Raw genomic sequence first — 21,363 nt, 5'->3', positions numbered from 1 at the left:
CAGACTGCCAACGGCGGCCAGGCATCAGCAGACAGGGTCGGCAGTCCGAAAATCACCCAGCCCCCGGAGCACCCCCCCCCGGAACCGCCCCCGGCGTCACCCACCCTCCCGAAAGCCCCCACCCCCCAACAAACCCCGCTTCCTTCCCCCACAATCCGGGAAAGAGAAGGTGAACGGGTTCCGGGACACCCCGTTCAGGGAGGGTTCGACCATGGCGTCAGGGCAGGAGCTGGAAGCCGGGGTACGGCCGGACGGCGACCCGCACACCGCCGCACCACCGTGGCCGGGCAGCCGGCATCCCCTCGGCGCCCACTTCCGCCCCGACCGCACCAGCGGCACCGACCGCACCGGCGGCCCCGACCGCCCCCGCGGCCCCGGCACCAACTTCGCCCTCTGGGCGGCCGGCGCCGAAGCCGTCGACCTCTGCCTGTTCGACGACGCCGACCAGGAGACCCGGCACCGCCTCACCGAACAGGACTGCCAGATCTGGCACGGCTTCCTGCCCGGCGTGCGCCCCGGCACCCGCTACGGCTTCCGGGTGCACGGCCGCTGGGACCCGTGGACGGGCGCCCGCTGGAACCCGGCGAAACTGCTGCTCGACCCCTACGCCCGTGCCGTCGACGGGAGTTACACCTCCCACGACGCGGCCTGCTCCGCCGTCCGCAACTGGCCGGAGGCCGATGTCGCCGACACCGTCCGGGACAACCGCGACTCCGCCCCCTACGTCCCCAGATCCGTGGTCGTCCACGACGACGACGACTGGTCCGACGACCACCGCCCGAGAACCCCGTGGGCCGAGACCGTCCTCTACGAACTGCACGTCCGCGGCTTCACCATGCGCCACCCCGAGATCCCGCCGCCGCTGCGCGGCACCTACGCCGGCCTGGCCCACCCCGCCGCGATCGCCCACCTCACCCGCCTGGGCATCACCGCCGTCGAACTGCTGCCGGTGCACCAGTACGCCAGCGAGGACCACCTCCAGGCCCGCGGCCTCGTCAACTACTGGGGCTACAACACGATCGGCTACTTCGCCCCGCACGCCGGCTACTCCGCCGCCGGCTCCCGCGGCGGCCAGGTCGGCGAGTTCAAGCGGATGGTCCGCGCCCTGCACGCCGCCGGGATCGAGGTGATCCTCGACGTGGTGTTCAACCACACCGCCGAGGGCGCCGAACTCGGCCCGGCGCTGTCGCTGCGCGGCATCGACAACGCCGCCTACTACCGCCTCGCCGCCCACCGCCCGCGCGGCTACGCCGACTACACCGGCTGCGGCAACACCCTGGACACCCGCCGCCCCCAGGTGGTCCGGCTGATCACCGACTCACTGCGCTACTGGGTCACCGAGATGGGCGTGGACGGCTTCCGCTTCGACCTCGCGGCCGCCCTGGCCCGGACCACCGACGGCGTCGACATGGACCACCCCTTCCTCGCCGCGGTCGCCCAGGACCCGCTGCTCAGCCGGGTGAAGCTGATCGCCGAACCCTGGGACGTCGGCCCCGGCGGCTACCAGGTCGGCGGCTTCCCCCCGCTGTGGGCCGAGTGGAACGACCGCTACCGCGACACCGTACGGGACTTCTGGCGCGGCGCCCGCCCGGACGTCCGCGAACTCGGCTACCGGCTGGCCGGCTCCTCGGACCTCTACCAGAACAACGGCCGCCGGCCCTACGCCTCGGTCAACTACGTGACCGCGCACGACGGTTTCACCCTGCGCGACGTGGTCTCCTACGACCGCAAGCACAACGAGGCGAACGGCGAGGCCAACCGGGACGGCACCGAGGACAACCGCTCCTGGAACCACGGCGTCGAGGGCGAGACCACCGACCCGGAGGTCAACGCGCTGCGGCTGCGCCAGCTGCGCAACCTGATGGCCACCCTGCTGCTCTCGGCCGGCGTCCCGATGATCACCGCCGGGGACGAGCTCGGCCGCACCCAGGGCGGCAACAACAACGCCTACTGCCAGGACGGCGAGGTCAGTTGGCTGGACTGGTCGCTGCTGGAGCAGCCCGGCTGGCGGGGGCTGTGCGAGCTGACCGCCCGGCTGGTCCGGCTGCGCCGCTCCCACCCGGTGCTGCGCCGGCGGGCGTTCTTCTCCGGCCGGGCCGCCGTCCCCGGCGGACAGCCGGACCTCGCCTGGTTCACCCCGCTCGGCAAGGAGATGACCGAGGCGGACTGGTACGCCCCGACGGCCTGCCTCGGCATGCTGCTGTCCGGCACCGCGATGTCCGAACAGGACGACACCGGGCACCCGTTGGCCGACGACAGCTTCCTGCTGCTGCTCAACGCCGGCCACGAGCCGACCGTGTTCACCCTGCCCGGGGAGCCCTGGGCGGAGCCGGAGGCCGGGTACCGGACGCTGCTGGACACGGCCGCCGCGGGCACGGGCGAGCCGTACCCGCGGGGCGCGGTGGTGCTGGGCGGGCGCTCGCTGCAGCTGCTGCGCGTGCCCACCCGGCCGTAGCGGATCAGCTGCGGGCGTGCCCGACCTCGACGTTCTCCAGCACGCCGATCGCGTCCGGCACCAGCACCGCCGCCGAGTAGTAGGCGCTGACCAGGTAGGCGGCGATCGCCTTCTCGTCGATGCCCATGAAGCGGACGTTCAGGCCCGGTTCGACCTCGTCCGGGATGCCGACCTGGGTCAGACCGACCACGCCCTGGTTGTCCTCGCCCACCCGCAGCGCGATGAAGGAGGTGGTCTGGTCGCCCGCCACCGGGATCTTGTTGCACGGGAGGATCGGAACCCCGCGCCAGGTCGGCCGCTGCTTGCCGAGCACGTCGACCGTCCCGGGGTAGACGCCGCGCTTGTTGCACTCCCGCTCGAACGCGGCGATGGCCCGGGACGGGGCGAACAGGTAGTCGGTGTCACGGCGCATGGCCAGCAGGTCGTCCAGGTCGTCCGGGGTGGGCGCGCCCGAGTGGGTCTGGATCCGCTGGTCGAAGTCGGCGTTGCTCAGCAGCCCGAACTCCGGGTTGTTGATCAGCTCGTGCTCCTGCCGCTCGCGCAGCGCCTCGACGGTCAGCCGCAGCTGCTCCTCGGTCTGGTTCATCGGCTGGTTGTAGAGGTCGGCGACCCGGGTGTGCACCCTGAGCACGGTCTGCGCGACGCTCAACTCGTACTCGCGCGGCTCCAGTTCGTAGTCCACGAAGGCGCCGGGCAGCTCGAACTCGCCCTGGTGGCCGGCCGAGAGGTCGATCTCCGCCTCGCCGTGGGCGTTCTGCGCCTGGGCGGCGTCGGTGGCGAAGCCCAGCAGCTGCTCGCGCAGGGTCGCCGAGCGGTCGATCAGCTCCTGCAGCTGGGCGGCGTTCAGGGCCATCGCGACACCGGAGGTGGCCGCCTTCACGGTGTACGGCCAGGTGCCGCCCGGCTCGGTGATCACCTCGTCGCCGACGTGGTCTCCGTCCGCGAGGGTGCCGAGCACCGCCTGCTCGCCGTACTTGCCGGTGCCGATCCGGTCGACCTTGCCGTGCGCGATCAGGAACACCTCCTCGATCGGCGCCCCCTCCCGCACCAGCTCGTCGCCCGGGGCGAAGTCCCGCTGGACGAACCGGCGGGCCAGCTCGGCCAGCACCTCCTGATCCTCGAAACCGCGCAGCGCCGGCACCTCGGCCAGCGAGGGGGCGATCACCGTCACCGAGGAACCGGTCTTGGCGAAGCTCACCCGGCCGCGCCCCGGGGCGTAGCTCAGCCGCCGGTTGACCCGGTAGGTACCGGCGCTGACGTTCACCCACGGCAGCATCTTGAGCAGCCAGCGGGAGGTGATCTCCTGCATCTGCGGCTTCGACTTGGTCGTCGTCGCCAGATTCCGTGCCGCGGTGGTGCTGAGACTGAGCTGGGCCCGCACCTGCACCGTCGCGGCGCCGGGGCCGGGGGTGGGCTCGGCGTCGACCGTCATGTCGGCACTCCTGTCACTCGGGTATCCATGGGTATCCGTCAGGAGATGTAATCGGCCGTTCGGCAAGCGCTCGCAAGAGGCGCACGGCGCATTCCTCCCCGCACGAACGGCCGTGCGCGCCCCGTGCTCCGCCCCTGTCTCACCCGTCCGAGTGGCCGGTTATCGCCGGACGCCACCGACAGGGGCGAAAAACCGGATGAGAAATGACGTGCTGTCCGCCTACCCTCACCGCGATGGCCGAGAACAGACAAGACGTCGACCGGACGACCGGGAGCCACCGCTCCACGGTCCGCTCGCTGCTGCGCCTGTGGCCCTACGCCCGGGCCGTGCGCGGCCGGCTCGTCGTCTCGGTGACGGCCGCCACGCTCGCCATGCTGAGCACCCTCGCCGTCCCGGTGGTGCTCGGCCGGATCGTCGACGGCCCGCTGGCCCGGCACGACCTCCACGCCCTCTGGCCGCCGGTCGGCCTGCTGCTGCTCCTCGGACTGGTCGAGGCCGCCCTGTTCTACACCCGCCGGGTGGTCCTGTCCCGCCCGCTGGGCCGGCTGGAGGCGGACATGCGCAACGACCTCTACGCCAAACTCCAGCGGCTGCCGGTCTCCTTCCACGACCGCTGGGGCTCCGGCCAGCTGCTCTCCCGGGCCACCACCGACATGAACGCCATGCGGCTCTTCCTGGCCTTCCCGCTGGTGTTCCTGATCGTCAACTCGGTGACCTTCCTGGCCGGCGCCGCTCTGATGCTCACCCAGGACTGGCGGCTCGCGGTGATCGTCCTGCTGCCCGCCGTGCCGCTGACGGTGCTCACCCGGCGCTTCGAGGCCGGCTACTCGCTCGGCGCCCGGCGCGCCCAGGACCAGAACGGCGACCTCGCCACCGTGGTCGAGGAGTCCGTCCTCGGCATCCGCATCCTCAAGGCCTTCGGCCGGCACCGCGCGATGGCCGAGCACTTCCGCGAACAGTCCCGGCTGCTGCGCCGCACCGAACTGGGCAAGGCCCACCAGCTGGCCATGATGTCGGCGGTCGCCGTCGGCCTGCCGGAGATCGCGCTCGCCTGCGCCGTGGCCGTCGGCGCCTACCTGGTCGCCCACGACCAGCTGAGCGCCGGCACCCTGGTCGCCTTCCTCTCCACCGCGCTCGCCCTGCGCTGGCCGGTCGAGTCGCTCGGCTGGCTGCTCGCCTACGCCAACGAGGCCGCCACCGCCACCGACCGGTTCTTCGAGGTCATCGACGAGCCCGAACCGGAGGCCCCGGTCACCGCCGCCGCGCCCGGCCGCACCCCCGACGGTCCCACCGCCGGGCCCCCGGACGGCATCCGCTTCACCGGCGTCCGGTTCCGCTACCCGGACGCCCCCGAGGGCAGCCCCGACCTGCTGACCGGCATCGACCTGCACGTCCGCAGCGGCGAGACGATGGCCCTGGTCGGCGCCACCGGCAGCGGCAAGACCACCCTCACCGCGCTGGTCCCCCGGCTGTACGAGGCGACCGGCGGCCGGATCACCCTGGACGGCCGGGACATCGCCGCACTGCCCCGGGAGGACCTGCGCGCACTGGTCTCGGTCGCCTTCGAGGAGCCCACCCTGTTCTCCGCCACCGTCCGGGAGAACGTCCTGCTGGGCGCCCCGGGCGCGGACGAGCGGCAGTTGGCCTCGGCCCTGGCGACCGCCCAGGCCGGCTTCGTCGAGCGGCTCCCGGACGGCGTGGACACCGAGGTCGGCGAGCAGGGCCTGAGCCTGTCCGGCGGCCAGCGCCAGCGCCTCGCGCTGGCCCGCGCGGTGGTCGGCGACCCGCCCTTCCTGGTCCTGGACGACCCGCTGTCCGCGCTCGACGTGCACACCGAGGCGCTGGTCGAGCGGGCGCTGCGCGAGGTGCTCGGCTCCACCACCGCCCTGGTCGTCGCCCACCGCCCCAGCACCGTGCTGCTCGCCGACCGGGTCGCGGTGCTCGCGGACGGCCGGATCGAGGCCGTCGGCACCCACCAGGAGCTGCTGCGGGACTGCCCCCGCTACCGCGAACTGATGTCGGGCGAGGCCGCCCTCCGGCCCGAGGGGAGCACCGTGTGACCACCACCGCCGAACCCGCGAAGGCCGAGGCCGCCGAGCCGGCCGAGGAGGAGCTTCCGCCGTCCCCGACCGACGAGGAGGACATACCGGTCCCGCCCGGCGCCCCCCGGGCGCTGCTGCGCTCGCTGCTCGGCCCGCACCGGGCCCGGATCGCCGTCGCGATGGGCGTGATCCTGGTCCAGCAGGCCGCCCTGCAGTCCGGCCCGCTGCTGGTCGCGGTGGCGATGGACCGCGGCATCCCGGCGCTGCGCGCGCACGACTCCGGCCCGCTGGTCGCGGTGGTGGCCGCCTACCTCTTCTGCGCGCTGCTCAGCCCGGTGCTGCAGTGGGCGTTCACCAAGATCAGCGCCCGGGTGAACCAGGACGTCGTGCTGGAGCTGCGCGGCCGGATCTTCCGGCACGCCCAGCGGCTCAGCCTGGACTTCCACGAGCGCTACACCTCGGGCCGGATCATCTCCCGGGCGACCAGCGACATCGACGCGCTGCGCGAGCTGCTCTCCGAGGGCCTCCAGGAACTGCTGACGGTCCTGCTGTCGGTCTGCTACATCTCGGTGCTGCTGGTGGTGATGGACTGGCGGCTCGGCCTCGCCTCGCTGGTGTCCTTCCTCCCGCTGGCGCTGGTCGCCCACTCCTTCCGCACCCGCTCCAGCCGGGTCTACCGCCGCTCGCGCACCGCCGCCGCCTCGATGATCGTCCGCTTCACCGAGACCATGAACGGCATCCGCCCGGTGCAGGCGTTCCGCCGCGAGAAGGCCAACAACGCCGCCTTCGCGGTGGTCAGCGGGCAGTCCTCCACGGCCAACGCGGAGGGCTTCCTGGAGCTCGCCCGGTACGTCGGCCTCTCCCGGCTCACCGCCAACATCTGGTTCACCGGCATCGTGCTGCTGGGCGCCTACCTGGTCACCGAGGACGCCCTGGAGCTGGGCGTGCTGACCGCCTTCGCGCTCTACCTGCGCCGCCTGTACGACCCGCTCGACCACCTGGCGATGTTCCTCAACAGCTACCAGTCCGCGGCCGCGGCCCTGGAGAAGATCTCCGGTCTGCTCGCCCACGAGCCGACCGTCACCGAGCCCGCCGAGCCGACGGAGCTTCCGGAGGCCACCGGCAAGGGCCGGGCGGTCTCCTTCGAGGGCACCCGCTTCGCCTACCGCACCGGCCGGGAGGTGCTGCCGCCCTTCGACCTGCTGATCCCGGCCGGGCAGACGGTCGCGGTGGTCGGGGCGACCGGCGCCGGCAAGTCGACGCTCGCCAAGCTGCTGGCCCGCTTCTACGACCCGACCGACGGCCGGATCCGGCTGGACGGCGTGGACCTGCGCGAGCTGGCCACCCCGGAGCTGCGGCGCGGGGTGGTGATGGTGACCCAGGAGTCCTTCCTGTTCTCCGGCACCGTCGCCGAGAACATCGCGATCGGCCGCCCCGGCGCCACCCGCGCCGAGGTCGAGCAGGCCGCCCGGGACATCGGCGCGTACGACTTCATCGCCGCGCTGCCGGACGGCTTCGACACCGACGTGCGCAAGCGCGGCGGCCGGATCTCGGCCGGTCAGCGCCAGTTGGTCGCCTTCGCCCGCGCCCTGCTGGCCGACCCGGCCGTGCTGATCCTGGACGAGGCGACCAGTTCGCTGGACGTGCCCGGCGAGCAGGCCGTGCAGCGGGCGATGCGCACCGTGCTGGCGGGCCGCACCGCGGTGATCATCGCCCACCGGCTGTCCACCGTGGAGATCGCCGACCGGGTGCTGGTGATGGACCTCGGCCGGATCGTCGAGGACGGCTCCCCGGAGCGGCTGATCGGCGGCGAGGGCCGTTTCGCCACCCTGCACCGTGCCTGGCGGGACAGCCTGGTGTAGAACTCCCCACAGTGGCACCCCACCGGGGAGCCCCACAGTTGTGCCCGTCCGGGTGCGCCGTCACGCACCCGGGCGGGCCGCCCCGTCCCCCCTGAGGGCCCGAGGGCCGGTCAGTTCACGGTCACCACGTAGTCGGTGTGCCAGTAGGGCGTCCAGCAGTCCTCCACCGCGGCCACCACGTCCAGCGTCCCGCCCGGCAGCACCTGCCCGGCGACGGTCGAGGAGTCGATCACCACGGACGGATTGATGAAGATCGCGTCCTCGAACCGCGGCCCGCTCTGGTAGGCGCACACCAGGGTGCGCGGCCCGGTGCTCTTGCAGCCGTAGGGCACCGTGCCGGTCAGGGTGGTGCGCTCGGGCACGGTGATCGCCACCTCGATCGGGTGCCGGGAGTACGAGGGGCCCGCGTTGTACACCCACAGCGGCAGCGAGATGGTCGCCCCGGGGTGCCCGGTGAGGTCGCCCGGCTGCGGCTCCGGGTGCCCGGCCTGCCAGGCCGAGGAGGCCCCGGTCATGAAGGTGGCCCGGGTGTCCGCGGTGGTGAAGCTGTACTGGGTGGTGTGGCCGGACTGGTCCGGGTCACCGGGGTAGTACACCTGGACGTCGCCGCTGATGGTCTGGTACGACAGGGTGATCGGCGCGACGTGCAGGGCCAGCCGCTCTACCGAGCTCGCGCCCGGCGCCAGCCCGGCCGGGATCTTGTAGGAGCTGCCGGTGCCGAAGTAGGTCAGGGCGACGGCCGGGTCGGCCGACTGCACCACGGCCGGGGCCGGGAGGTGCACCACCACCAGGGTGTCGTCGGTGGTCGTGGACGGGCCCTGGTTGGTGACCTTCACCTTCAGGGTCCCGTTCGTGCCCGGGACCACCGGGCCCTGCGGCGGGGAGATCTCCAGGGACAGCTGCGCGGTCGCCGGCGGCGCCGCGAGGGGGGCGGTGGCGGCCTGGGCCGGCCCCGCCACGAGGAACACGGAGAGCGCGGCCAGGACGGCCGTGCGAATGGTTCGCATCATGAGCATCACGCTCCCCCCGTGCGACACGCGGGGCAACCGGATGACTGCCGTCCGTAGCACGCCCGGACGGCGGTCATCCGTGCCCCGGCGTCAGCGCAGCAGCCCCGCGTCCATCCCGGCGGACTCGGCCGGCAGGGCGACCAGCCCCAGTTCGGCGGGCGAGGCCAGCCGCGGGTGCGCGGGCAGGACCCGCACGGTGTAGCCGAACGGCCCGGTGCGGCTGAGCTCCAGCGAGCCCTCGTAGCGGGTGCGGCCGTCCAGGTCGGGACCGCCGACCGGCTTGAGGGCGAGCGCCGCGGCGTCCGAGATGCCGTCGGTCTCGTCCACCCGGCCGGCGACCACCTGCACCTCGACGTCGCCCGGCTCCAGCGACCCGAGCGCGACCTGCACCCGCAGTGCCAGCGAGCTGCCCAGCTCCTGCGCCTCGGCCGGGCAGTCCGCCTCGACGTGCTCGACCCGCACGCCCGGCCAGCCGTCCCGGACCCGGCCCTTCCACTCGGCCAGCTCCCGGGCGCCCGCGTGTCCGCCGACCGCCAGCTCCCGCTGGGCCAGCGCCGCCGGGGCGTACAGCCGTTCGACGTACTCGCGGACCATCCGCCCGGCCAGCACCTTGGGCCCGAGGGTGACCAGGGTGTGCCGGACCATGGCGATCCAGCGGTGCGGCAGCCCGTCGTTGCCCCGGTCGTAGAACCGGCCGGCCACCTGTTCCTCGATCAGGTCGTACAGCGCGGCGGCCTCGATGTCGTCCCGCCGCTCGGCCTCGCTGCTCTCCGGGTCGAGCACCCCGGCGCCCTCGTCGGCGGTGGGGATCGCCCAGCCGTTCTGGCCGTCGTACCACTCGTCCCACCAGCCGTCCAGGACGGACAGGTTGAGGCAGCCGTTGAGCGCGGCCTTCATCCCGGAGGTGCCGCAGGCCTCCAGCGGGCGCAGCGGGTTGTTCAGCCAGACGTCGCAGCCCGGGTAGAGGTGCCGGGCCATCGCCATGTCGTAGTCCGGCAGGAAGACGATCCGGTGGCGCACCGTCGGGTCGTCGGCGAACGCGACCATCCGCTGGATCAGCCGCTTGCCGCCGTCGTCGGCCGGGTGGGCCTTGCCGGCGACCACGATCTGCACCGGCCGGGTGGGGTGCAGCAGCAGGGCGCGCAGCCGGTCCGGGTCGCGCAGCATCAGGGTGAGCCTCTTGTACGAGGGCACCCGGCGGGCGAAGCCGATGGTGAGCACGTCGGGGTCGAGCACCGAGGAGACCCAGCCGAGCTCGGCCTCGCCGGCCCCGCGCTGGCGCCAGGAGGCGCGCAGCCGACGGCGGGCCTCGTCCACCAGCTGGGCGCGCAGGCTGCGGCGCAGGTCCCAGATCTCGGTGTTGCCGATCCGCTCCAGTCCGGTCCAGCGCTTGGTCTCGCCGGTGGTCATCGCCTCCTCTGCGCGTTCGGCGCCGAGCTCGGCGGCGCCCAGGCGCACCACGGCCGGGTCGATCCAGGTGGCGGCGTGCACCCCGTTGGTGACCGAGGTGATCGGCACCTCGGCGGGGTCGAAGCCCGGCCACAGGCCGTTGAACATCGACCGGCTGACCTCGCCGTGCAGGGTGGAGACCCCGTTGGCGCGCTGGGCCAGCCGCAGGCCCATGGCGGCCATGTTGAAGAGCTTCGGGTCCCCGTCGGGCCAGGTCTCGGCGCCGAGCGCGAGCACCGACTCGACCGGGACGCCGGGGAGCGCCGCGTCGCCGCCGAAGTGGCGGGCGACCAGGTCCCGGTCGAAGCGGTCGATGCCGGCCGGGACGGGGGTGTGGGTGGTGAACAGGGTGCCGGCCCGGACGGACTCCAGGGCGGCGGCGAAGTCCAGCCCGGCGGTGCGGTCGGCGACCAGTTCGCGGATCCGCTCGACCCCGAGGAAGCCGGCGTGGCCCTCGTTGGTGTGGAAGACCTCGGGGGCGGGGTGCCCGGTGAGCCGGCCGTAGGCGCGCACGGCCCGGACGCCGCCGATGCCGAGCAGCATCTCCTGGAGCAGCCGGTGCTCGCTGCCGCCGCCGTAGAGCCGGTCGGTGACGTCCCGCTCGGCGGGCGAGTTGGCCTCGATGTCGGAGTCCAGCAGCAGCAGCGGGACCCGGCCGACCTGGGCCCGCCAGATGTGCGCGGCCAGGGTGCGGCCGCCGGGCAGGGCGAGGTCGACCCGGCTCGGGGTGCCGTCGGCCTCCCGGAGCAGGCTGACGGCCAGCTCGTCCGGGTCGAGCAGGGGGTAGCGCTCCTGCTGCCAGCCGTCCCGGTCGAGGGACTGCCGGAAGTAGCCGTGCCGGTAGAACAGCCCCACGCCGATGATCGGGACGCCGAGGTCGCTGGCGGCCTTGAGGTGGTCGCCGGCCAGGATGCCCAGGCCGCCGGAGTACTGGGGCAGCGCGGCGGCGATGCCGTACTCGGGCGAGAAGTAGGCGACCGCGGCGGGCGGCAGGGTGGTGCCGTCCTCCTGCCGGGCCTGGTACCAGCGCGGGCCGGTGAGGTACTCACGCAGGTCGTCGGCGAGGTCGCCGAGTCTGCGCAGGAACCGCCGGTCGGCGGCGAGCGCGGCGAGCCGGGCGGCCGGGACCTCCCCGAGCAGCCGCACCGGGTCCTCGCCGGTCGCGGCCCAGACCTCCGGGTCCACGGACCGGAAGAGGTCCCTGGTCTCGGGGTGCCAGGACCAGCGCAGGTTGAGGGCCAGCTCGTGCAACGGCTGGAGTTGTTCGGGCAGGACGGTGCGGACGGTGAATCTGCGGATTGCCTTCACAGCCGTGAAGCGTAGCCGCGACGCTCGGCCTGACAGTGGGTCAAGCGGGCTATTGGGCATCCGTTCGGCCTATTGATGAGATCGCATTCGGCGCACTGGTCTGCACGGGGGGCGCGCGAGGCGCACATTTCCGGGCACCGCGCTACCAATGCGTGAACGCTGTGGAACAGGTCGATTTCCGGTGGCTCATCCACTCCGGACAAAGCCCGAAACTACTGTCGTACCGCTGCAAAAACCTTGTCGCCGGTGCGAGGATGACCGAAGGTCGTTGCTGTCGCGGGGACCACGACGGCGGGTGGCGTCCCCCGTGGAACAGCACGTCCGAATCCTTTTCGCGTTGATCGTTCCCCTTCTTCCTTAGCCCGTTCGGCGCTCACCCCGGACCGGCGCGTGTCCTCGCGCCCGGTCGGCTCGTTCACGGGTCGACCGGGCCGCCCAGGGGCGCGCCCCCGGAGGCGTGCGCCGGGACGCGCACGGGTTCCGGGGCGTCCCGCCGCCGGTTCGCCGGACGCCGGGCAGGTTGCCGGGGACAACGACGCGGGCAGGCTCCGGTCGCACGTCCACCCCACCCAGCAGTCCTCCCGGTACTCCCCTGGCCCGCCCCCCGGCCCGCGGGAGCTGCCGCTGATCTCGGGCAGGAGTTTGGCATGCACGGCGACACGCGGGACCAGTCCACACCGGTGGCCGACACCGTCGACGCAGCGGTCGCGGAATCCGCCGGACGGATGGATTCTGACACTCGAACAGACCCGGCGATGCCGTCGCCCCGGGTCTCCGGAGCGGTCCGTACCGAATCCTCCGCAGCACGACCCCCCGCAGCACAGCCCTCCGCGGCGGCCCCACAACCCGGGGCCGAGGAGGGCCCGGCGGCGGCACCGCGCAAGCGCACCACCACGCGCCGCAGCACCGCCACCGCGAAGGCCGGCACCGGGGCCACCCCCGCGGACCCCGCAGGGGCCGCCGCGAAGACGCCCGCCCGCAAGGCCCCCGCCCGCGGGAGCGCCGCCAAGACCGCCACCAAGCCCTCCGCCCGCAAGACGACAGAGAGCGACACCGTGATCGGCCGCATCCCCGTCCTGGACGTCAGCCCCCAGATCGACGCCGGCCGCCGCCCGGCCAAGGCCGTCGTCGGCGAGACCTTCCCGGTCACCGCCACGGTCTTCCGCGAGGGCCACGACGCCGTCAACGCCAACGTGGTGCTGCGCGACCCGCGCGGCCGCAGCGGCCCGTGGACCCCGATGCGCGAGCTCGCCGAGGGCACCGACCGCTGGGGCGCGCACATCACCCCGACCGCGCCCGGCCGCTGGTCGTACCTGGTGGAGGCGTGGAGCGACCCGATCGCCACCTGGCGGAAGACCGCCGCGGTGAAGCTGCCGGCCGGGATCGACACCGCTCTGGTCCTGGAGGAGGGCGCCCGGCTGCTGGAGCAGGCCGCCGCCGGGGTGCCGAAGAAGGACGGCCGGGCGCACGTGCTGGCCGCCGCCGACGCGCTGCGCGACCCGGGGTTGCCGCCGCTGTCCCGGCTGGCCGCCGCGCTCGCCCCCGAGGTGCTGGAGCTGCTGGCCCGCCACCCGCTGCGCGAACTGCTCAGCGCCTCCCGCCCGCTGCCGCTGCAGGTGGACCGCGAGCGCGCGCTGTTCGGGTCCTGGTACGAGTTCTTCCCCCGTTCGGAGGGGGCGGTGGTGGACCCGAACGGGGTCGAGCCGCCGCGTTCCGGCACCCTGCGCACCGCCGCCGAACGGCTGCCGGCCGTCGCCGCGATGGACTTCGACGTGGTCTACCTGCCGCCCGTGCACCCGATCGGACGAGCCTTCCGCAAGGGACCGGACAACACCCTGACGGCCGGTCCGCACGACGTCGGCTCGCCCTGGGCGATCGGCTCCCCCGAGGGCGGCCACGACGCGGTCCACCCGGACCTCGGCACCATCGAGGACTTCGACCACTTCGTCGCCGAGGCCGAGGCGCTGCACCTGGAGGTGGCGCTGGACTTCGCCCTCCAGTGCTCCCCGGACCACCCGTGGGTGAACAAGCACCCGGAATGGTTCAGCCACCGCGCCGACGGCACCATCGCGTACGCCGAGAACCCGCCGAAGAAGTACCAGGACATCTATCCGGTCAACTTCGACCAGGACATGGACGGAATCGTCAAGGAAACCGTCCGGACCCTTCGATTCTGGATGTCCCACGGGGTGCGGATCTTCCGGGTCGACAACCCCCACACCAAGCCCGTGGCGTTCTGGGAGAAGGTGCTCGGCGACATCGCCCGGACCGACCCCGATGTGGTGTTCCTGGCGGAGGCCTTCACCCGCCCGGCGATGATGCACACCCTCGCGAAGATCGGCTTCCACCAGTCGTACACGTACTTCACCTGGCGTACCACCAAGAACGAACTCACCGAGTACCTCACCGAACTCACCGGGGACGCCGCCGCCTACATGCGGCCCAACTTCTTCGCCAACACCCCGGACATCCTGCACGCCTTCCTCCAGCACGGCGGCCGCGCCGCCTTCGCGATCCGCGCCGTGCTCGCCGCCACCCTCTCCCCCAGCTACGGCGTCTACGCCGGCTACGAGCTGTTCGAGAACGAGCCCGCCCACCCGGGCTCCGAGGAGTACCTGCACTCGGAGAAGTACGAGCTGCGCCCGCGCGACTGGAACCGCACCGACACCCTCGCCCCGCTGCTCACCGTGCTGAACCGGCTGCGCCGTCGCCACCCCGCCCTGCGGCAGCTGCGCGACCTGCGCTTCCACCCCACCGACAACGACCAGGTGCTCGCCTACTCCAAGACCGCGACCACTCCCGAGGGCCTGACCGACCACGTGATCACGGTGGTCAACCTGGACCCGCACCACGTCCAGGAGGCCACCGTCACGCTCGACGGCGACGGCCCGTACGCGGTGCACGACGAGCTCACCGGCGCCGCCTACACCTGGGGCCGGCACAACTACGTCCGGCTCGATCCCTCAGCCGAGCCGGCTCACCTCCTCACGGTTCGGAGGAACCCAGCGTGACAGTGAACGAGCCCGTCCCCGACACCTTCCCGGAGACCTCGAAGAAGCACCTGGACCCGGAGTGGTTCAAACGGGCGGTCTTCTACGAGGTGCTGGTGCGGTCCTTCCAGGACAGCAACGGCGACGGGGTCGGGGACCTCAAGGGGCTCACGGCCAAGCTCGACTACCTGCAGTGGCTCGGGGTCGACTGCCTCTGGCTCCCGCCGTTCTTCGCCTCGCCGCTGCGCGACGGCGGGTACGACGTGGCCGACTACAAGTCGGTGCTGCCGGAGTTCGGCGACCTCGCCGACTTCATGGAGTTCACGGACGCCGCCCACGCCCGCGGCATGCGCGTGATCATCGACTTCGTCATGAACCACACCAGCGACCAGCACCCGTGGTTCCAGGCCTCCCGCTCCGACCCGGACGGGCCCTACGGCGACTTCTACATGTGGGCCGACGACGACAAGCAGTACCCGGACGCCCGGATCATCTTCGTCGACACCGAGACCTCCAACTGGACCTACGACCCGGTCCGCAAGCAGTACTACTGGCACCGCTTCTTCTCGCACCAGCCGGACCTCAACTACGACAACCCCCGGGTCCAGGACGAGATGATCGCCGGGCTGCGGTTCTGGCTCGACCTCGGCATCGACGGCTTCCGGCTGGACGCGGTGCCCTACCTGTTCGCCCGCGAGGGCACCAACTGCGAGAACCTGCCGGAGACCCACGAGTTCCTCCGGCGGGTCCGCAAGGAGATCGACGCCGACTACCCCGACACCGTGCTGCTCGCCGAGGCCAACCAGTGGCCGGAGGACGTGGTCGACTACTTCGGGGACTTCACGGCCGGCGGCGACGAGTGCCACATGGCGTTCCACTTCCCGGTGATGCCGCGGATCTTCATGGCCGTGCGCCGGGAGTCCCGGTACCCGGTGTCGGAGATCCTGGCCAAGACCCCGGCGATCCCGGGCGGCTGCCAGTGGGGCATCTTCCTGCGCAACCACGACGAGCTGACCCTGGAGATGGTCACCGACGAGGAGCGCGACTACATGTACGCGGAGTACGCCAAGGACCCCCGGATGCGCGCCAACGTGGGCATCCGCCGCCGGCTCGCCCCGCTGCTGGAGAACGACCGCAACCAGATCGAGCTGTTCACCGCCCTGCTGCTCTCCCTGCCCGGCTCGCCGGTGCTCTACTACGGGGACGAGATCGGCATGGGCGACAACATCTGGCTGGGCGACCGGGACGGCGTGCGCACGCCGATGCAGTGGACCCCGGACCGCAACGCGGGTTTCTCCTCCGCCGACCCGGGCAGGCTCAGTCTGCCGCCCATCATGGACCCGGTGTACGGCTACCAGGTGACCAACGTCGAAGCGCAGCAGAGCAGTTCGAGTTCACTGCTGCACTGGACGCGTCGCATGATCGAGATCCGCAAGCTCAACCCGGCGTTCGGCCTGGGCACCTACACCGAACTGCCGTCCAGCAACCCCGCCGTGCTGGCCTTCGTGCGCGAGTACGAGGGGGACCTGGTCATGTGCGTGAACAACTTCTCGCGGTTCGCGCAGCCGACCGAGCTGGACCTGCGGCAGTACGGCGGGCGGTACCCGGTCGAGCTGATCGGCGGGGTGCGCTTCCCGTCGATCGGCGAGTGGCCCTACCTGCTCACGCTGGCCGGACACGGCTTCTACTGGTTCCAGCTCCGGCAGCCACCGCGGCTGAGCGGGACCAGGCGGTCGAAGTAACGATCCGCCGCGCCTGCCACCCGCGGCCCGCACCGCACCACCAGACCCTCCGGGGGCGCGAGTTGACCCCCGCGCCCCCCGGAGTTCTCTGCACCACCGCGTACGGAGAACAGCCCAACGGCCACCCACACGAAGGCGTGACACCCGAGCCGTGCTCGCGTGCCGCGACCGCCGCGCCGCCGAAATCCGGAAGACTGACGGACCCCGGCCACGACCCGTCGGGCAGTCCGCGTGCTTCCGGGGAAAGGGAGTCATGTCCGAAACCTCCCGTTCTCAAGCCCATGTGCAGCACGACGCCCCGGCCGGCTCCGCCGCGCACCCGGGCGCGCGGGGCGCCGGGGCCCGGAGAACCGCCCCGGGGGTCAGCGAGCTCGTCCACGCGGCCCTGCCGCTGATCGCCGAATGGCTCCCCACCCAGCGCTGGTACGCCGGGAAGGGCCGCCCGATCACCGGACTCGTCCCGGTGGTCGGCACCCCGCTGCAGGTCGGCGACCCCGCCCTGCTGCACCTGCTGCTGCGGGTCGAACACGCCACCACGGCCGGCGCCCCGCACGGCGACACCTACCAACTGCTGCTCGGCATCCGCTCCCAGGGCCCCGCGGACATCGAACCCGGCGCGGTGCTCGGCCGGCTCAACCAGGGCCCGTACGACGGAGCCGCCCTCTACGACGCGGTGCACGACCCCGAACTCACCGGACGGCTGCTGGAACACCTCGCCACCGGCGACCGGTTCGGCTCGCTCTCCTTCCGCCGCACCCCCGGCTCCGGGCTGCCCGCCAACCTCCCCGGCCGCGCCTCCACCGCCGAACAGTCCAACAGCTCGGTCATCTACGGCACCTCGTACATCCTCAAGCTGTTCCGGCGCATCCACCCCGGCACCAACCCCGACCTGGAACTCTCGCTCGCCCTCTCCCGGGCCGGCTCCACCCGCATCCCCCGGGTCGCCGCCTGGTTCGAGAGCCGGCTGGAACGCGCCGAACCCGCCACCCTCGGACTGCTCCAGCGCTACCTGCCGGACGCCGAGGACGGCTGGGAACTCGCCCTCGACCAGGTCGGCCGGCTCAAGGGCGACCGCTCCCCCGGCAACTTCGCCATCGAGGCGCACCGGCTCGGCCGCGCCACCGCCGAGGTGCACCGGGTGCTCGCCCGTTCCATGCCGGTCGCCCGGCTCGACCGCACCCAGACCGGCCGCCTCGCCACCGCGATGGCCGACCGGCTGGACAGCGCGGTCGCCGCCGTCCCCGGACTGCTGCGCTTCCGGGCCGCCCTGCGCACCGCCTTCCAGCAGCTCGCCGACGCCCACCCGGACGGCCTGCCGGTCCAGCGCATCCACGGCGACCTCCACCTCGGCCAGGCCATGCGCACCCCGCACGGCTGGGTGCTGCTGGACTTCGAGGGCGAACCCGCCAAATCCGTCAGCGAGCGCCGCGAGCCCCAGCCCGCCCTGCGCGACATCGCCGCGATGCTGCGCTCCTTCGACTACGCGGCAGCCCACCTGCTGGCCGGCGGACCGGTCGACCCGGAACTGGCCCACCTCGCCGCCGCCTGGGCCCAGCGCAACCGCACCGCCTTCTGCGCCGGCTACACCGCCGGCGGCGGGGCCGACCCGGCGGCCTCGCCGGAACTGATGCGGGCGCTGGAGATCGACAAGGCGGTCTACGAGGTGGTGTACGAGGCCCGGCACCGGCCCAGTTGGCTGCCGATCCCGCTGGCCGCGATCAACCGGCTCGCCCTGTCCGTCTGATCGTCCCCGTCCGCCGATCGCGCCCCCGTTGACCGCCCATCCCCGCCGCAGGAGGACCACGCCGTGACGTCGCTCGACCCGACCGGCCGCCCCACCCGCCCCGTCCCGGCCACCTTCCTGGCCGGGGCCCCCGAACGGGGCGAGCCCCGGGCGGCCGACGAACCCCGGGCGGCCGACGAGCCCGCCCCCCCGGCGGACACCCCGCTCGGGGCGCTGCGCCTGCCCGAGGCGCCGCTGCCGCCGGCCGAGGTCGACCGGCTGGTCGGCGGACAGCACCACGACCCGCACGCCCTGCTCGGCGCGCACCCGGTGCACGGCGGGACGGCGATCCGGGTGCTGCGCCCGTTCGCCGAGCGGGTGGTGGTGGAGACCGACCAGGGACCGGCCGAACTCACCCACCAGCAGGGCGGGTTGTTCACCGGCCTGCTGGCCGGCGGCGAAGTCCCCGACTACACCCTGCTGGTGTCCTACCCCGACGGGGAACCACTGCGCCAGCACGACGGCTACCGCGTCCCGCCCACCCTCGGCGAACTCGACCTGCACCTGATCTCCGAGGGCCGGCACGAGCAGCTCTGGCAGGCACTCGGCTCGCACGTGCGCACCGTCGACGGCATCCCCGGCACCGCCTTCGCGGTCTGGGCGCCGAACGCCGTCGGGGTCCGGCTGATCGGCGGGTTCAACCACTGGAACGGCACCGGCCACCCGATGCGCTCGCTCGGCTCCTCCGGCATCTGGGAACTGTTCGTCCCCGGCCTCGCCGAGGGCGCCACCTACAAGTACGAGATCCACACCCGGCAGGGCTGGGTGCTCGACAAGGCCGACCCGCTGGCCCGGGCCGCCCAGTGCCCGCCCGGCACCGCCTCCGTGGTCACCTCCTCCGCGTACCGCTGGCAGGACGACGAGTGGATGGCCCGCCGGGCCCGCACCGCCCACCACCGGGCGCCCATGTCGGTGTACGAGCTGCACCTGGCCTCCTGGCGGCCCGAACTCACCACCTACCGCGCCATCGCCGATGAACTCCCCGGCTACCTCAAGGAGTTGAACTTCACCCACGTGGAGTTCATGCCGGTGATGGAGCACCCCTTCGGCGGCTCCTGGGGGTACCAGGTCTCCGGCTACTACGCCCCCACCGCCCGGCTCGGCGGCCCCGACGACTTCCGGCACCTGGTGGACACCCTGCACCGGCACGGCATCGGCGTGATCGTCGACTGGGTGCCCGCCCACTTCCCCAAGGACGACTTCGCCCTCGCCCGCTTCGATGGCGAACCGCTGTACGAGCCCGCCGACCCGCTGCGCGCCGAACACCCCGACTGGGGGACGCTGGAGTTCGACTACGGCCGCACCGAGGTGCGCAACTTCCTGGTCGCCAACGCCGTCTACTGGTGCGAGGAGTTCCACATCGACGGCCTGCGGGTGGACGCCGTCGCCTCGATGCTCTACCTCGACTACTCCCGCGAGGGCGGCGCCTGGACCCCCAACCAGTACGGCGGCCGGGAGAACCTGGACGCGGCCTCCTTCCTCCAGGAGATGAACGCCACCGTCTACCGGCGCTGCCCCGGCGTGATCACCATCGCCGAGGAGTCCACCGCCTGGGACGGCGTCACCCGCCCCACCGACACCGGCGGCCTCGGCTTCGGGCTGAAGTGGAACATGGGCTGGATGCACGACTCGCTGGTCTACATGTCCAAGGAGCCGGTGCACCGCAAGTACCACCACAACGAGATCACCTTCTCGATGGTGTACGCCTACTCCGAGAACTACATCCTGCCGATCTCGCACGACGAGGTCGTCCACGGCAAGCAGGCCCTGGTCTCCAAGATGCCCGGCGACTGGTGGCAGCAGCGCGCCGACCACCGCGCCTACCTGGGCTTCATGTGGTCCCACCCCGGCAAGCAACTGCTCTTCATGGGGCAGGAGTTCGCCCAGGGCGCGGAGTGGGACCACGAGCAGGGCCCGCAGTGGTGGGTGCTCGACGAGCAGTGGCCGGCCCACCGGGACCACCTCGGCGTGCGCCGCCTGGTCCGCGACCTCAACCGGGTCTACCGCGACACCCCGGCCCTCTGGGAGCTCGACACCACCCCGGACGGCTTCCGCTGGCTCGACGGCGGCGCCGCCGAGGACAACCTGCTCTCCTACGTCCGGTACGCGGCCGACGGCACCCCGCTGGTCGCCGTCTGCAACTTCTCCCCCGTCGTCCGGCACGGCCACCGGGTCGGCCTGCCCGCCCTGGACGGCCGCGAACAGCTCTGGGAGGAGCTGCTCAACACCGACGCCGAGACCTACGGCGGCAGCGGCGTCGGCAACTCCCGCCCGATCAAGGCCGACCCGGTCGAGTGGAACGGCCAACCCCGCTCCGCCGAGCTCGTCCTCCCCCCGCTCGCCACCCTCTGGCTCCGCCCGGCCTGAGCCCGTAGGCTCCCCGCCCAGGACTGATCGTCGGCGGGCGGGGGGCTTGCTCATGCTGTGGTTCCTGGGACTGCTCTACCTGGGGCTGCCGGTGGTCTGCTGGGCCGTCCTGGTCCGCACCCGGGTGATCGGGGTGACCGTCCTCGTCGTCCTGGCCGGCCTCGCCTTCGCCCTGTTCGGCCTGGAACGGGAGTGGTACTTCACCCGCGCCACCGCCGAACTGGAGATCGGCTACCCGCTCGTCACCGGCCTGGTGCTGCTGGCGGGCGGGCTGGCCGAACAGCGGCTGCGCGGCCCCCGGCCGGCGAAGGAGACCGACCACCGGCTCGGCGGCTCGATCGCCGCCGTCACCGCCCACGTACTGGCCGGCCTCGTCCTCGCGGTCGGCTACCGGCTGCTGTCCTACGACGCCTTCCTCCCCAGCGCCGCCGAGGTCCCGCCACCACCCGGCCTCACCGTCACCCACGTCGACCCGGGCTACTGCGGCTCCAACTTCTGCTCCCGCACCCTGGTCTTCGGCAGCACCGCCGGCCTGCCCCCCGCCGAGATCGAGGCCAGCCTCCGCGCCACCCTCACCGCCGACGGCTGGACCCCGGGCCCCAACGGCTCCCTGGTCCACCCGCACGGCTGGCTGCTCGACGACCGCCTGTCACAGGCCTACGTCACCGGCACCACGGTCGAACTCTCCGGCTCGGAGTCCGTCAACGCCGCCCGCTGACGCCCCTGCGGTCCTCGATCAGCAGGTCGGACAGGCTGTCGACGTCGGGCAGCAGGTCGGGGGCGAGCTCGGGCATACCCGACTCGGCGGGCGGGGTGACCCCGCCCGCCGCGAGCATGCGTCCGAGTGCCGTCCCCGAGGCCGCCTCCGGCACCTCGCGCGATCCCACCGCCTCCATGCACCGAAGGTGCCCGTCGGCCGCGAA

At 72.8% G+C, this 21,363-nt stretch carries 12 protein-coding genes; 8 read left to right on the top strand and 4 right to left on the bottom strand.

Going from position 1 to position 21,363, the window contains the following annotated elements:
* Positions 1-211 precede the first annotated feature (211 nt).
* Positions 212-2,455: a glycogen debranching protein GlgX gene (glgX, locus tag ABTZ03_RS08285; RefSeq protein ID WP_350512051.1), complete on the top strand. Its 2,244-nt coding sequence runs from the start codon at positions 212-214 to the stop codon at positions 2,453-2,455.
* Between the two features lie 4 nt (positions 2,456-2,459).
* Here the strand turns inward: glgX and ABTZ03_RS08280 are convergent, their stop codons facing one another.
* Positions 2,460-3,887, bottom strand: a complete 1,428-nt coding sequence (locus tag ABTZ03_RS08280; protein WP_350512050.1) for a family 2B encapsulin nanocompartment shell protein — start codon at positions 3,885-3,887, stop codon at positions 2,460-2,462.
* A gap of 233 nt (positions 3,888-4,120) precedes the next feature.
* Between ABTZ03_RS08280 and ABTZ03_RS08275 the strand changes: the two genes are divergently transcribed.
* Positions 4,121-5,947 carry an ABC transporter ATP-binding protein gene (locus tag ABTZ03_RS08275; RefSeq protein ID WP_350512049.1) on the top strand — a complete coding sequence of 609 codons (1,827 nt, stop codon included), beginning with the start codon at positions 4,121-4,123 and terminating at the stop codon, positions 5,945-5,947.
* Positions 5,944-7,791, top strand: coding sequence for an ABC transporter ATP-binding protein (locus ABTZ03_RS08270; protein WP_350512048.1), 1,848 nt, complete (start codon positions 5,944-5,946; stop codon positions 7,789-7,791). The genes ABTZ03_RS08275 and ABTZ03_RS08270 overlap by 4 nt, the downstream gene beginning before the upstream one ends.
* 110 nt (positions 7,792-7,901) lie before the next feature.
* Here ABTZ03_RS08270 and ABTZ03_RS08265 read toward each other — a convergent pair whose 3' ends face one another.
* Positions 7,902-8,801 (bottom strand): hypothetical protein, encoded by a 900-nt coding sequence (locus tag ABTZ03_RS08265; protein ID WP_350512047.1) that lies wholly within the window; start codon positions 8,799-8,801, stop codon positions 7,902-7,904.
* Between the two features lie 90 nt (positions 8,802-8,891).
* On the bottom strand, positions 8,892-11,558 hold the full coding sequence (glgP, locus tag ABTZ03_RS08260) for an alpha-glucan family phosphorylase (protein WP_350512046.1): 2,667 nt from the start codon (positions 11,556-11,558) through the stop codon (positions 8,892-8,894).
* A gap of 1,055 nt (positions 11,559-12,613) precedes the next feature.
* Here glgP and ABTZ03_RS08255 point away from each other — a divergent pair.
* From ABTZ03_RS08255 to ABTZ03_RS08235, 5 genes are all read left to right on the top strand, one after another.
* Positions 12,614-14,569, top strand: coding sequence for an alpha-1,4-glucan--maltose-1-phosphate maltosyltransferase (locus tag ABTZ03_RS08255; RefSeq protein WP_350512074.1), 1,956 nt, complete (start codon positions 12,614-12,616; stop codon positions 14,567-14,569).
* Complete coding sequence (treS, locus tag ABTZ03_RS08250; protein WP_350512045.1) at positions 14,566-16,290, top strand: maltose alpha-D-glucosyltransferase; 1,725 nt, start codon at positions 14,566-14,568, stop codon at positions 16,288-16,290. The genes ABTZ03_RS08255 and treS overlap by 4 nt, the downstream gene beginning before the upstream one ends.
* 253 nt (positions 16,291-16,543) lie before the next feature.
* Positions 16,544-18,034, top strand: coding sequence for a maltokinase N-terminal cap-like domain-containing protein (locus tag ABTZ03_RS08245; protein ID WP_350512044.1), 1,491 nt, complete (start codon positions 16,544-16,546; stop codon positions 18,032-18,034).
* Between the two features lie 63 nt (positions 18,035-18,097).
* A complete protein-coding gene (gene glgB, locus ABTZ03_RS08240) occupies positions 18,098-20,440 on the top strand; it encodes a 1,4-alpha-glucan branching protein GlgB (protein WP_502894411.1) in 2,343 nt (780 codons plus the stop codon).
* 52 nt (positions 20,441-20,492) lie between these two features.
* The gene (locus ABTZ03_RS08235) at positions 20,493-21,158 is read left to right on the top strand and encodes a hypothetical protein (RefSeq protein WP_350512043.1); all 666 of its coding nucleotides are present in this window, start codon (positions 20,493-20,495) and stop codon (positions 21,156-21,158) included.
* Here the strand turns inward: ABTZ03_RS08235 and ABTZ03_RS08230 are convergent.
* Positions 21,142-21,336, bottom strand: coding sequence for a hypothetical protein (locus tag ABTZ03_RS08230; RefSeq protein ID WP_350512042.1), 195 nt, complete (start codon positions 21,334-21,336; stop codon positions 21,142-21,144). The genes ABTZ03_RS08235 and ABTZ03_RS08230 overlap by 17 nt on opposite strands.
* Between the last annotated feature and the right edge of the window lie 27 nt (positions 21,337-21,363).

The sequence above is a fragment of the Kitasatospora sp. NPDC096077 genome (assembly GCF_040303245.1).
In the GTDB taxonomy this organism is placed as follows: Bacteria; Actinomycetota; Actinomycetes; order Streptomycetales; family Streptomycetaceae; genus Kitasatospora.
The sequence above is the reverse complement of the archived record's forward strand: the minus strand, read 5'-3'. Positions and strand labels throughout refer to the sequence as shown.